The organism is Kribbella sp. NPDC051936, from assembly GCF_040680955.1.
Lineage (GTDB): Bacteria > Actinomycetota > Actinomycetes > Propionibacteriales > Kribbellaceae > Kribbella.
On record NZ_JBFAXS010000005.1, the window covers coordinates 221,666 to 233,684 of the forward strand.

At 69.2% G+C, this 12,019-nt stretch carries 12 protein-coding genes, 1 tRNA gene and 1 pseudogene; 8 read left to right on the forward strand and 6 right to left on the reverse strand.

The genetic code is table 11. The features are described from left to right. Position 1 precedes the first annotated feature (1 nt). Positions 2 to 592 carry a hypothetical protein gene (locus AB0L64_RS18675; RefSeq protein WP_363711531.1) on the forward strand — a complete coding sequence of 197 codons (591 nt, stop codon included), beginning with the start codon at positions 2 to 4 and terminating at the stop codon, positions 590 to 592. Here the strand turns inward: AB0L64_RS18675 and AB0L64_RS18680 are convergent. Together AB0L64_RS18680 and AB0L64_RS18685 are read right to left on the reverse strand one after the other, a co-directional pair. Then, positions 589 to 1,164: a transcriptional regulator gene (locus AB0L64_RS18680; protein WP_363711533.1), complete on the reverse strand. Its 576-nt coding sequence runs from the start codon at positions 1,162 to 1,164 to the stop codon at positions 589 to 591. The two genes, AB0L64_RS18675 and AB0L64_RS18680, sit on opposite strands and share 4 nt — an antisense overlap. After that, entirely contained in the window at positions 1,161 to 1,532 is a 372-nt protein-coding gene (locus AB0L64_RS18685; protein ID WP_363711535.1) for a hypothetical protein, read from the reverse strand. Before AB0L64_RS18685 ends, AB0L64_RS18680 begins: the two co-directional genes overlap by 4 nt. A gap of 73 nt (positions 1,533 to 1,605) precedes the next feature. Between AB0L64_RS18685 and AB0L64_RS18690 the strand changes: the two genes are divergently transcribed. After that, positions 1,606 to 2,724, forward strand: a complete 1,119-nt coding sequence (locus tag AB0L64_RS18690; protein WP_363711537.1) for a PEP/pyruvate-binding domain-containing protein — start codon at positions 1,606 to 1,608, stop codon at positions 2,722 to 2,724. Here the strand turns inward: AB0L64_RS18690 and AB0L64_RS18695 are convergent. The 4 genes and pseudogenes from AB0L64_RS18695 to bcp all read right to left on the reverse strand — a co-directional run bounded on the left by AB0L64_RS18695 (position 2,706) and on the right by bcp (position 6,719). Beyond that, a tRNA-Leu gene (locus tag AB0L64_RS18695) sits at positions 2,706 to 2,786 on the reverse strand. The genes AB0L64_RS18690 and AB0L64_RS18695 overlap by 19 nt on opposite strands. Positions 2,787 to 2,837: 51 nt before the next feature. Continuing rightward, complete coding sequence (locus AB0L64_RS18700) at positions 2,838 to 4,439, reverse strand: substrate-binding domain-containing protein (RefSeq protein WP_363711539.1); 1,602 nt, start codon at positions 4,437 to 4,439, stop codon at positions 2,838 to 2,840. A 275-nt stretch (positions 4,440 to 4,714) separates the two neighbouring features. Beyond that, positions 4,715 to 6,145 (reverse strand): annotated as a pseudogene (tnpB, locus tag AB0L64_RS18705) (IS607 family element RNA-guided endonuclease TnpB). A 106-nt stretch (positions 6,146 to 6,251) separates the two neighbouring features. Continuing rightward, positions 6,252 to 6,719 (reverse strand): thioredoxin-dependent thiol peroxidase, encoded by a 468-nt coding sequence (bcp, locus tag AB0L64_RS18710; RefSeq protein WP_355472747.1) that lies wholly within the window; start codon positions 6,717 to 6,719, stop codon positions 6,252 to 6,254. A gap of 181 nt (positions 6,720 to 6,900) precedes the next feature. Between bcp and AB0L64_RS18715 the strand changes: the two genes are divergently transcribed. The 6 genes from AB0L64_RS18715 (at position 6,901) to AB0L64_RS18740 (ending at position 12,007) form a co-directional block, all read left to right on the forward strand. Continuing rightward, positions 6,901 to 8,481, forward strand: a complete 1,581-nt coding sequence (locus tag AB0L64_RS18715) for a circularly permuted type 2 ATP-grasp protein (protein ID WP_363711542.1) — start codon at positions 6,901 to 6,903, stop codon at positions 8,479 to 8,481. A gap of 16 nt (positions 8,482 to 8,497) precedes the next feature. Beyond that, positions 8,498 to 9,442: an alpha-E domain-containing protein gene (locus tag AB0L64_RS18720; protein ID WP_363711544.1), complete on the forward strand. Its 945-nt coding sequence runs from the start codon at positions 8,498 to 8,500 to the stop codon at positions 9,440 to 9,442. Then, the gene (locus AB0L64_RS18725) at positions 9,439 to 10,281 is read left to right on the forward strand and encodes a transglutaminase family protein (RefSeq protein ID WP_363711546.1); all 843 of its coding nucleotides are present in this window, start codon (positions 9,439 to 9,441) and stop codon (positions 10,279 to 10,281) included. Before AB0L64_RS18720 ends, AB0L64_RS18725 begins: the two co-directional genes overlap by 4 nt. A gap of 4 nt (positions 10,282 to 10,285) precedes the next feature. Beyond that, a complete protein-coding gene (locus AB0L64_RS18730) occupies positions 10,286 to 11,329 on the forward strand; it encodes a glucose 1-dehydrogenase (protein WP_363711548.1) in 1,044 nt (347 codons plus the stop codon). A 79-nt stretch (positions 11,330 to 11,408) separates the two neighbouring features. After that, the gene (locus tag AB0L64_RS18735) at positions 11,409 to 11,672 is read left to right on the forward strand and encodes a DUF3618 domain-containing protein (RefSeq protein WP_359936376.1); all 264 of its coding nucleotides are present in this window, start codon (positions 11,409 to 11,411) and stop codon (positions 11,670 to 11,672) included. Between the two features lie 41 nt (positions 11,673 to 11,713). Beyond that, positions 11,714 to 12,007, forward strand: a complete 294-nt coding sequence (locus AB0L64_RS18740; protein ID WP_131362142.1) for a co-chaperone GroES — start codon at positions 11,714 to 11,716, stop codon at positions 12,005 to 12,007. The last annotated feature ends 12 nt before the right edge of the window (positions 12,008 to 12,019 follow it).

The following is a 12,019-nucleotide window of genomic DNA, read 5'->3' on the forward strand; positions in this document are numbered from 1 at the left end:
GATGTTGTTCGCGGGATCGGACAAGGACGGCGTCGCCGACGGGCGGATCACCGTGGCGTACCGGCGGTGGGCCGAGCCGCGGGTGGTCGAGGGGCGGATCTACCGGACGAACGCCGGGCGGATCGAGATCGACAGCATCCGCCAGGTGAATCCGGACCTGATCGCGGACGGCGATGCCGACCTGGAGCTGGCCGATCGGCAGAACGCACGCGACGTCCGGCGCCGGTTGCGTGGCGACGAGTCGCTGCCGACGTTCCTGATCCGGTTCCATCTCGTCGAAGGGCCGGATCCCCGGGAGGAGCTGGCGGCCCAGACATCGCTGTCGGCCGAGGACCTGGCAGACCTGCGAGCACGACTGGCCCAGTTCGACGAGCTCAGCCACCACGGGGCCTGGACGCTCGAGACGCTCCGGCTCATCCAGACCCGGCCTGCCGTCCGGGCCGCCGACCTCGCGGCTGCCGTCGGGCGCGAGACGGCGCCGTTCAAGCTCGACGTACGCAAGCTGAAGAACCTTGGGCTGACCTACAGTCTCGAGGTCGGGTACCGGCTCTCGCCGCGTGGTGCGGCATACTTGGATGCTGAGGGCAACTAGCGGCGCAGGTTGAGGGTCGCGAGCAGGTCTTCGTGCAGCTCGAACCAGACGCGGTGGCAGGAGTCGACGTCGCTGCGGTCGACCCAGCCACGCTCCAGCGCGTTGGTGAAGCGCACGTCGTAGCCCCGGAACCTCGGGAGGACGGCGCTCAGCCGCGCGGCGATCGAGGCCAGGGTGCGGTCGATCATCTTCAGTTCGTGCAACACACCCGCGTCCCACGCCGCATCCGTGTGGTCGTTGGCGGCGAGCGGGTCGGTTGCCGTCGGCCGCAGTTGCCAGTCGGTGCACGCCTGTTGGAGGAGGGCGTTGAGCGGCAGGAATTCCTCGTACAGCTCCCGTACGGCATCCTCGTTGCCGGTCAGCTCGGCCTTCAGCAGGCGCTCGTTCTCGGCGCGCCCCGCTTCGGTGAGCGACCAGCCCGAGGTGCCTGCGAAGCTGCTGTACGTCGCCCAGCCGCGCGCCTCGGCGTCCCGCAACGTCGCCTCGACATCGCCTTGGTCGAATCGCGCGGCGATGGCGGCCGTGTCCGCAAAGCCCAGCAGACGGACGGCGTGCAGGACCAGGTGCATCATGACTCCTGCCGCGCGGCCAGCCGGTTGAACCGCTGCTGACACGCCTGCGGCGAGCTGAATCCCATCGCGTCGGCCATGTCCGCCCAGGTCAGTCCCGAGCTCCGGGCCATGAACAGCAGGCCGGCTTCGACCTCGTCGACCTCGGCCCGGGCGGCCGGCAGCAACGCAAGGGCGGCCAGCAGGTCGTCGTCGCTCAGCTCGGAGGCGCGCCAGGCGGCGAACTGGGTGAGGTCCACCGCGGACAACGGGATCGGCGCCGGGCGCCACGGGCGTGACGGCAGGTCCTTGGCGCCCTTCTCGAGCAGTTGCTCCCGGGCTTCGCGCTGACGGTCGGCCTGTTCCTGGTCGGCGTCGTGCTTGCGTCGCATCCGTCCACAGTGGATCATCAACAGAACGTTGTCAACATTCCGTTGTCAACGTTTCGTTGATAGGAGACCTTGGATGCTGGTGCCGCTGGCCGCCGCGACCGTCGACCGTTGCGGTGCCAAAGCCGCCACGCTCGGCACGCTTCTGCGGCGGGACCTCCCGGTCCCGGACGGCATCGTCATCCCGTTCGGTCTGGCGGGCGACCTGGTGCCGCCGGTGGCGGACTGGCTCGAGAGCGCCGGGGATCCGCCGGTCGCGGTGCGGTCGTCGGCTGCTAACGAGGACGGCGCGCTCGCGTCGGCGGCGGGGCAGCACGACAGCTTCCTCGGCGTACAAGGAGTTGCTGCGGTGCTGGACGCCGTACGGGCGTGCCGTGCGTCGGTGTGGTCGGCGCGCGCGACGGCGTACCGCGACGGGGCCGAGGCTCCGGCGATGGCGGTCATCGTCCAGCGTCATCTGGACGCGGACGTGGCCGGCGTGATGTTCACGCGGGCGGACGGCTCCACGCTCATCGAGTCCTCGTGGGGACTGGGCCCGAGCGTCGTCGAGGGCCGCGTGACGCCCGACTCCTATTTGGTCGCCGACGGCTCCGTGACCCGCACGATCGCCGACAAGCACACGTCCCTCGACCGCAACGGCCCAGGCCTCGTCGTACGCCGCGTCCCGCCCGCCCAACGCCGTACTGCGACCCTCTCCGACGCGACCGCCTTCGAGTTGGCCGAGCTGGCCCGCACAGTCGGCGCCGTGCTGGGCGCTCCGCAAGACATCGAGTGGGCTCTCGTCGACGGCGTCCCGTGGCTCCTGCAAGCGCGGCCCATCACAGCCGAACCCCCGACTCCCACCACCGCACACCCCTCACCCCTGACCGGCATCCCCGGCAGCCACGGCACCGCGACCGGCCCCGCAAGAGTCGTCCGCGGCCCAGCCGACTTCCCCACCGTCCGCCCCGGCGACATCCTCATCTGCCCCCACACGGACCCCGCCTGGACCCCACTCCTGTCCATCGCCGCAGGCGTAGTCACCGAAACCGGCGGCACCCTCTCCCACGCCGCTATTGTCGCCCGCGAGAAGCACATCCCCGCAGTCCTCGCCGTAGAAGCAGCCACCACAACAATCCCCAACGGCGCCACAGTCACCATCAACGGCACCACGGGCGCCGTACAGCTGACGGGTTGTGCCAGAGGCGGGAGTTGAACCCGCACGCCCGGGGGCGCCGGCACCTAAAGCCGGTGTGTCTGCCGTTCCACCACTCTGGCTGGGGGAGGGTCGCCTCCCCTAGGTGGACATCCTAGGGGAGGCGCGGTCTGTCAGCGGCTTTGCAGGGCGTCGATGAAGACGCTCTTCAGGTCGCCGGGGTTGCGGGCGACGTACGCCGCGCCGCCGGTGGCTCCGGCGAGGGCGCTGAGTTCGTCGGCGTTCGCCTCGGGGCCCATGCCCAGGGCGATGATGCGGACCGGGCGGGCCGGGTCCTGCAGGCTGCGCAGAGCCTGCACGGCCTGGGCGAGGGTCGGGCTGCCGGGGTCGTCGTTCTTGCCGTCGGTGAACAGCAGGACGGTGTTGACCGCGTTCGACTTGTACTCCTGCCGGACCTGCGTGACCGCGGCGATCGCGGTGTCGTACAGCCCGGTGCCGCCGTTCGGGATCGGGCCCTGGATCTTCAGCTGGGCGGTGATCTTGCCGCGCTGCACCTTCGACAGCGGTGCGATCGGCACCAGCGGCTTGTAGTCGGCGCCGAGCTTGCCGATCTTGGTGGAGAACGTCCACAGGCCGAGCTGGGCGCTGTCCGGGAACAGGTTCAGACCGCCGATCGCCGCCTCGATCGTGAGCTGCATGCGGGTCTTGCCGCCGACCTTCTCGGCCATCGAGCCGGAGACGTCGATGACGGCCAGCGAGTGCGTGGACAGCGACAGCCGGGTCCAGTTCTGCAGCGTGGTGTTGATCGCCTGGCTGGTCGGCTTGGTCAGCTGGGTCATGTCCCCGACGCCGCGGCCGCCGCTCAGCGGGCTGAACGTGGTGTCCCGGAAGCCGGCCTGGTCACGGGCCTGTCCGGCGCTGTCGGTCAGCAGCTCGCCGGCCAGCGCCTGCGCGGCCCCGTTCGCGGCGTCCGTGTCGGACTTCGCGGTGACCACGATCGGGTAGTCCAGGTACAGCGTGCCCGTGCCCGGCTGGATCGCGCGCAGCTGGGTGTCCGGGTGCGACTCCTGGTACTTCAGGAAGCTCTGCTCGGTCGCCGGGACGACGGTCTTGCTGCCGTCCTGGTCGGCGCGGCCGAACAGCGCGTTCACGTCGGAGTACGGCTTGGCCATCGACCCGAGGTGCTGCGCGAGCGGTACGACGAGTTGCGAGACCTGGCTGTCGGACGCGGACGTCTTCTGCCGTTCCATCTGCACCGCCAGCAGCGTCAGCGCGCCGGGGGAGGAGTTCAGCGGGTCGAGCAGGGCCGGCTCGCTCGCGCCCAGGACGCGCAGCCAGGACGACGTGTCGCCGAAGTTGTCCCGCCGGCCGACGATGACCATCGGCGACGTGGCGATCGAGGCGACCGCGATGTTCGGGACGCTCTGGCCGTCGTCGGCCTGGGCGACCCACAGCGAGGAGTCCGGCACCCACAGGTCGGGCCGGTTGTCGCTGCCGTGCGCGACGTCCCGTGCGACCTGGGCCGACGGCGCCGCGCTGATGGTGATCTGCAGGCACGGGGCACCGTCCTTGCCGCCCTTGGCCGCGACCGCCTTGGCGGCCGCCTCGAGCGGCGCCTGCATCTCGGGCGTGGTGGACAGCTGGATCTGCGTCGGGTCGGCGCAGGCCTTACCGGAACCGAGGAACCCGTCGGCGCCCGATTCGGACCCGAAGGAGCGGACCACGAAGACGGCGCCGAGTGAAAGCACCAGTAGTCCGACAGCGGTGATGTACACCGAGCGACGGTTGTTGTTACTACGCGTCACCGCAGAGGAATGTTTTCCCATCGCGGCAGGTTCCTCCCTCCCAGAGGCTGACTGCGCGCGCAGATTACCCGGTTTCCTTACGTCACCGCGAAGGCCGGCGACGGTCGTGACACACCCGTCGCTGAACCGTAGCCGTCCCCGGAGTACGGCTCTTTCACAGGAACGCTTAAAAACTCACCCTGCGTATCGACTCCGCTGCGGTGCGCTGAGACTTTCGTGTGACCCAAATCACAGCGGGACTTTGCTCAAACGACCGTTCCATGGACCGTCGTCATGAAACGGTCGAAGGTTTCCGTTGTGGGTGGGGCACTTGTTGGGCACCCACTCACAGCCGCTGGCGAGGCGGTCCCGGTCTCATGTATTGGGCTGCCGGGTAGACGTTTCACAGCCACCTGCCCGGTAGCCCGGGTCTTCTGGTCGGCTCCGCGTCCGTTTAACGTCTCCGCACCACTCGCGGCGACTGCCAGCACGGCGAGATTCCTCGCCGCGTTCTCGTCACGGTCCATCACCAGACCGCAGGAGTTACACCGGTATACGCGTTCGGACAGGAGCAGCTTGGCTTTCACCACTCCACACCCCGAACAGGTCTTACTGGAGGGATACCAACGGTCGGCCACGATCAGCCGCCCGCCGTTCCACTGGGTCTTGTACGCCAGTTGTCGCCGGGTCTCGCCGAAACCCGCGTCCCAGATCCGACTGGCCAGCCTGCGGTTCTTCAGCATGCCGGCAACGTTGAGGTCCTCCACGACAACGGTTCCGTACTCGTGGGCCACCGCCGTGGTCAGCTTGTGCAGGGCGTCGGCGCGCTGGTAGGCGACGCGGTGGTGGACCTGGTTGCGCTGGGCGTTGGCGCGCTGCTATCTCTTCGACGGCACGCGGCCAGTACGACGGTCCGGACCGACGCGGCGGGACACGCGGCGCGACAGCTTGGCGAGGTTCCGCAGCGAGGCGTCCAGGTGCCTCGGGTTCTGCACCGTCTGCGGCGCACCGCCCGGCTCGGTCAGGATCGCCAGCGACTTGATGCCGAGATCCACGCCGACCACGGTGTCAGGCCGTTTCGGGGTCTGGACGGCAGTGTGCTGTTCGACGGTGAACGACACGAACCATCGGCCGCGCTCGAACCGGATGGTCGCGGCGATGATCCGGGCGGTGCCGTCGAGCAGTTCGAGCGCCGGTGTCTCGTGCAGCCGAAGCCTGCCGATCCGTGGAAGTACGGCGTACCGCTCATCGCAGCCGATGGCGCCTGTGGTGAACCGGCACGACTTGACCGCTTTGTGCTTGGTCTTGAACCGCGGGAACCCCATCGCCCGACCTTGCCGCTGACGGCTACGCGAGTCGGCCCAGTTCTTCAATGCGGCGGCCAATTGGGTCAGACCGGAAGCGTAGGCCTCCTTGGAGTAGTCAGCCCACCATGGTGCGACCGTCGGCTTGGCCTGGTTCCAGGCTTTGCGCAGTGAGTACATCGACCAGGAGATCATGGGTGTCAAGAGCTCGTCTGGCACGCCGTAAGTGCGCTCTGCCGCCCTCTGGTCCAGACCTGCTTTCACACGGCCTAGACCCCAGTTGTATGCCTTGCGCGCCGCTCCACAGTGCCCATCCAGGCATCGGACCTGACGGGGCGTGGGATCCAGCGCGTACTTGTATGCCCGCAGCGTCACAACCGCAGCGCAAGACATGTCACCAGTCTCGCCGATCCCACCGACACAAATCAGGCGCCCGGCACCCCGGCATGGCCCCCAGGCATCCCCGAGGCCATTTCGGTCCGACCCTGCCGCGGCAGGCTCACAGGCCCAGGTCGCGGCGGAGTTTGGCGACGTGGCCGGTCGCCTTCACGTTGTACTGCGCGACCGCGATCTTCCCGTCCGGGTCGACGACGAACGTGGACCGGATCACGCCGGTCACCTTCTTCCCGTACATGGTCTTCTCGCCGAACGCGCCGTACGCGGTCAGCACCTCCTTGTCCGGGTCGCTGAGCAGCGGGAACGTCACGCCGTCGCGGTCGCGGAACTTGGCCAGCTTGGCCGGCTTGTCGGGGGAGATGCCGAGGACGGCGTACCCGGCGGCCTGCAGCGAGTCGAGCGAGTCGCGGAAGTCGCAGGCCTGCTTGGTGCAGCCCGGCGTCATCGCGGCCGGGTAGAAGTAGACGATCACGTTCTTGCCGCGCAGCCCGGCCAGCGCCACGTCGTTGCCGTCGGCATCGGGCAGGGTGAAGTCGGGTGCGGTGTCGCCGACGGACAGACGATCGGACATCAGGTCCTCCACGGGTTGGTCTCCTGCGCGCAATGTTACGTGCGCGAAAACTGCTGTCCGTTGGAGGTGCGAGCAGCGCCCGGGTGGGTGAAGATGCGCACATGAGCGAGCGGAGCGAGGTCATCATTCAACGCAGCGCCCTACGTGCCTCATCCGCGCCCGCAGCGAAGCGAGGACGTGGATGAGTTCCTCACCGTCCCGCCAGTTGTTCGACGGCTATCTGGATCCGCGTCGCCCGCATGCGGGGGCGTACGACGAGATGTTCGATCCGGTCGACGGCGTACGGACCGCGTACAAGCGGCTGCACGACTCGTTGCAGCCGTTGCAGCCCGCCGACCTGACCACGCGGTCGGAGGCACTCGACCGGGCGCTGGTGGACCAGGGGATCACGTTCAGCCTGTCGGGTGAGGAGCGGCCGTTCCCGCTGGACCTGGTGCCGCGGGTGATCACGGCGTCGGAGTGGGCGCGGCTGGAGCGTGGCGTCATGCAGCGGGTCCGCGCGCTGGAGGCGTTCCTCGCCGACATCTACGGGGACCAGCAGATCGTCGCGGACGGCGTACTGCCGCGCCGGCTGATCACCTCGTGCGAGCACTTCCACCGGCAGGCGGCCGGCATCGCACCGCCGAACGGTGTCCGTATCCATGTCGCCGGAATCGACGTGGTGCGTGACGAGCAGGGCGACTTCCGGGTGCTCGAGGACAACCTGCGCAGCCCGTCCGGGGTCTCGTACGTGATGGAGAACCGCCGGACGATGGCGCGGGTGTTCCCGGACCTCTTCGCGAAGCACCGGGTCCGCGCGGTCGGCGACTACGCCGTCCACCTGCTCCGGGCGTTGCGGGCTGCCGCTCCGGCGAGCGCCACCGATCCGAACGTCGTCGTGCTGACACCGGGCGTCTACAACTCGGCGTACTTCGAGCACTCACTGTTGGCCCGGCAGATGGGTGTGGAGTTGGTCGAGGGGCGGGACCTGTTCGCGCGCAACAACGTCATCTACCTGCGGACCACCGAGGGTGAGCAGCGGGTCGACGTGATCTACCGGCGGATCGACGACGACTTCCTGGACCCCGTGCAGTTCGTACCGGACTCCGTGCTCGGTGTCGCCGGTCTGGTGAACGCGGCGCGCGCGGGCAACGTGGTGATCGCCAATGCGATCGGCAACGGCGTCGGCGACGACAAACTGATCTATACGTACCTGCCGGAGATCCTGAAGTACTACCTCGGCGAGACGCCGCTGCTGCCGAACGTCGACACCTACCGGTGCTGGCTGCCGGCGGAGCAGACAGAAGTACTGGACCGCCTCGACGAACTGGTCACGAAGCCGGTGGAGGGCTCTGGCGGGTACGGCATCGTCTTCGGGCCGGACGCGTCGCCGAAGGAGCTGCAGGCACAGCGGCGCCGCATCCGGGCCAATCCGCGCGGCTGGATCGCGCAGCCCGTCGTACAGCTGTCAACTGTGCCGACGAAGGTCGGTGAGCGGCTCCAGCCGCGCCATGTCGACCTGCGGCCGTTCGCGGTCAACGACGGCGAGGACGTGTTCGTGCTGCCGGGCGGGCTGACCAGGGTGGCCATTCCGGAAGGCAGCCTGGTCGTCAACTCGTCACAGGGCGGCGGGTCCAAGGACACCTGGGTGCTGGCGCCCCGCGCCTCCGGCGAGGACGCCGAGCTGCGCGGTCCGGGGCTCGGAACGCCCACGGTGAAGCCCGACAGTACGCCGGAGCAGGGCCCCGAGCTGAACGTCGCCCAACAGCAGCAACAACAGTGATGGGGAGGTGCTGACGATGCTCGCACGCAACGCCGAGTCGCTGTACTGGATCGGCCGGTACGTCGAACGCGCGGACGACACCGCGCGGATCCTGGACGTCTCGGTGCACCAGCTGCTCGAGGACGCCACCGTCGACGCCGACACGGCCAGCCGCCGGCTGCTCACGGTCCTCGGGATCACTCCGCCCGACGGCAGCGAGCTGGACGTGTGGGGCCTGACCGAGCTGGTCGCGATGTCGCCGGAGACCGGGTCGATCGTGTCCTCGATCGCCAGCGCGCGGGAGAACACCCGGGTCGCGCGAGAGGTCGTGTCGAGCGAGCTGTGGCAGTGCATCAACGCGATGTGGAACGCCGTCCCCGAGCGGCAGCGCGCCGCGCGCCGGGTGGGGCCGCACGAGTTCTTCACGTTCGTGGAGGACCGCGCCGCGATGTTCGCCGGGCTGGCCGATTCCACGATGAGCCGCGACGACGGCTGGCGGTTCCTGGTCCTCGGGCGGTCGGTGGAGCGCGTCGACATGATCGTCCGGCTGCTGATGTCCCGGGTCGGCGACCGGCCCACCTCACCCGGCTGGGTGACGGTACTGCGCTCCGCGGGCGCACACGACACCTATTTAAGGACGTACCGCGGTGCCCTCGACGCCTCCCGGGTGGTGCAGTTCCTGTTGCTGGACCGGTTGTTCCCGCGGTCCGTGTTCCACGCGCTGCAGCAGGCGGAGTCCTGTCTCGACGACCTCGACCACGGACCCTCGTCGCGGATCGGGGCCGGCGCGGAGGCGTCGCGGTTGCTGGGCAAGGCGCGCAGCGATCTGGAGTTCCTGCGGCCGGCCGACCTGCTGGACGACCTGACCGGCAGACTGCAGGCCTTGCAGACGACAGTGCGCGAGGTCGGTGAGGCAGTGTCGCGGCAGTACTTCCACGTGGTGCCGTGGATCGAGTGGAACAACGCGGAGGTGAACCTGTGAAGTGGCGTCTGCGCGTTGTCCATACGACGGGCTACCGCTACGCGACGGCGGTCACGCAGTCGTACAACGAGGCCAGGCTGACCCCACGGCACGACAACCGGCAGAACCTCATGGTCGCGCGGCTGGAGACCGTTCCAGCGGCCCGTGCGTACAAGTACACGGACTACTGGGGTACGGAGGTCAACGCGTTCGACCTGCAGACCCCGCACACCGAACTGAAGGTGGTCGCGGCCTCTGTCGTCGAGACGACAGACCAGGCAGCACCGACCGCTGACGTCACCTGGGCGCAGCTGAAGTCGCCTGAGGTCCTGGATGCGTACGCCGAGTTCCTGGAATGGACCCGCTACGTCCCGAAGCACCGGGAGCTGTCCGCCGTCGCGCGCTCGCTGCGCAAGGGCCGTACGCCGGACGAGACCGTCCTTGCGGTATCGAAGTGGGTCCACGACAAGCTGAAGTACCAGCGCGGCACGACCGGCGTGCACTCGTCCGCTGTCGACGCCTGGCAGGCCGGTGAGGGTGTGTGTCAGGACTACGCGCATCTGACGCTGGCCATGCTGCGTGCGGTCGGTGTCCCGGCCCGCTACGTGTCGGGTTACCTGCACACGAAGCCGGACGCCGCCGTGGGCGAGAAGGTCGTCGGCGAGAGCCATGCGTGGATCGAGGCCTGGACCGGCGAGTGGTGGGGCTTCGACCCGACCAACGACATCTCGATCGGGCACCGGCACGTCTGGGTGGCGACCGGGCGGGACTACGCGGACGTGTCGCCGCTGAAGGGCATCTACTCCGGTGGCGCGGCGACGGCCATCGAGGTGACCGTCGACATGACCCGGTTGGCCTGAGCCGATGCGGGCCATGACAGTGACGCCGGGCAAGGCCGACTCGGCGACAGTCGGTGACGTGCCGGAGCCTCCCGTCGCCGACGGATCGATGCTGGTGGAGGGCCTGCTGACGGGCATCTGCGGGACCGATCTCGAGTTGGTGTCCGGAGCGTTCGGCAGCGGTCGCCCCGGTGCGGACCGGCTCGTCATCGGGCACGAGTCACTCGGACGGGTGCTGGAGGCGCCGGCGGGCTCGGGCTTCGCGAGTGGCGACCTGGTCGCCGGCGTCGTCCGTCGCCCCGACCCGGTGCCCTGTGTCGCGTGTGCTCGCGGCGAGTGGGACTTCTGCCGCAACGGGCAGTACACCGAGCGCGGCATCAAAGAGATGGACGGGTACGGCGCCGAGCGCTGGCGGGTCGACCCGTACTTCGCCGTACCGGTGCCCGCTGAGCTGGGAGAGCTCGGGGTCCTCGTGGAGCCGGCCAGCATCCTCACCAAGGCGTGGGAGCAGGTGGATCAGGTCGGGGCCCGGTCGTGGTTCGCGCCACGGCACGTGCTGGTGACGGGCGCCGGTCCGATCGGGCTGCTGGCTGCGTTGATCGCCCGGCAGCGCGGGTACGACGTACACGTGCTGGACCGGGTCGTGGACGGGCTGAAACCGGAGCTGGTCCGGGCGCTCGGCGGGACGTACATCACCGACCTGGGGCAGCTTGACGCCGTACCGGATGTGGTGATCGAGGCGACAGGCGCCGGTCAGCTGGTGTTCGACTGTGCGTCGCTGCTGCCGCCGGCCGGAGTCATGTGCCTGGCCGGGATCCACCCCGGCCCTGCGACCGTCAGTGTGCAGCTCGACGCACTGGTCCGGCAGCTGGTGGTCCGCAACGCCGCACTGGTCGGCACGGTGAACGCAGGGAAGCGCCACTATGCGGCCGCGGTCGATGCGCTGCTCGCGGCGGACCGGGCCTGGCTGGAGCGGCTGGTCACCCGGAGTGTCCCGCTGTCCGAGTGGCCGGCCGCATTGGTGCGGGAACCGGATGACATCAAGGTGGTCGTGGACTTGCGGCGATGACCTGCGAGGATGGTGGATGACGAAGGGCAGACCGGGCCAGGCCCCGAGCTGCCCCGCCGATGGAAGGGAGCGCCGACTCGTGTCGGACACGAACGCTCGGACCGCCGAGCAGATCGAGGCGGATATCGCCGCCACCCGTGCGCGCCTGGCCTCGACCGTGGACGAGCTGGTCGACCGGGCCAGCCCGAAGAACCTGGCCCTGCGCCAGGTCGAGCAGGCCAAGTCGCAGGTCTTCGACGAGCAGGGTCAGTTGCGGACCCAGAAGCTCCTCGCGGTCGTCGGCGCCGTGGCCGGTGTGGTCGGTGTGCTTCTCGTGATCCGCCGCCTGGTGGGTCGCCGGTGACTCCACGCAAGCGGCTCTCCGACGACAAGCTGCCGATCCGGATGCTGCACGACCGCGTCCTGGTCTCCCTCGAGCAGGAGGGCGAGCGCAAGTCGTCGGCGGGCATCCTGATCCCCGCCACCGCGCAGATGGGCCGTCGGCTGGCCTGGGCGAAGGTCGTCGCGATCGGCGCCAACGTGCGCACGGTCGAGGTCGACGACCGGGTGCTGTTCGACCCGGAGGACCGGGCCGAGGTCGAGGTCCGCGGCGACGACTACATCCTGCTGCGCGAGCGGGACCTGCACGCGGTGGCCGCCGGCCGCCTGGAGGACGGCCAGACCGGCCTCTACCTCTGAAACTGCTCTGAA

Bases quoted from the DNA above. Each gene is read 5' to 3' on its own strand.
- AB0L64_RS18740 (WP_131362142.1), top strand. From the start codon at position 11,714: ATGCTGCACGACCGCGTCCTGGTCTCCCTCGAGCAGGAGGGCGAGCGC.
- AB0L64_RS18675 (WP_363711531.1), top strand. From the start codon at position 2: ATGTTGTTCGCGGGATCGGACAAGGACGGCGTCGCCGACGGGCGGATC.
- AB0L64_RS18690 (WP_363711537.1), top strand. From the start codon at position 1,606: ATGCTGGTGCCGCTGGCCGCCGCGACCGTCGACCGTTGCGGTGCCAAA.
- AB0L64_RS18730 (WP_363711548.1), top strand. From the start codon at position 10,286: ATGCGGGCCATGACAGTGACGCCGGGCAAGGCCGACTCGGCGACAGTC.
- AB0L64_RS18685 (WP_363711535.1), bottom strand. From the start codon at position 1,532: ATGCGACGCAAGCACGACGCCGACCAGGAACAGGCCGACCGTCAGCGC.
- bcp (WP_355472747.1), bottom strand. From the start codon at position 6,719: ATGTCCGATCGTCTGTCCGTCGGCGACACCGCACCCGACTTCACCCTG.
- AB0L64_RS18720 (WP_363711544.1), top strand. From the start codon at position 8,498: ATGCTCGCACGCAACGCCGAGTCGCTGTACTGGATCGGCCGGTACGTC.
- AB0L64_RS18715 (WP_363711542.1), top strand. From the start codon at position 6,901: ATGAGTTCCTCACCGTCCCGCCAGTTGTTCGACGGCTATCTGGATCCG.
- AB0L64_RS18680 (WP_363711533.1), bottom strand. From the start codon at position 1,164: ATGATGCACCTGGTCCTGCACGCCGTCCGTCTGCTGGGCTTTGCGGAC.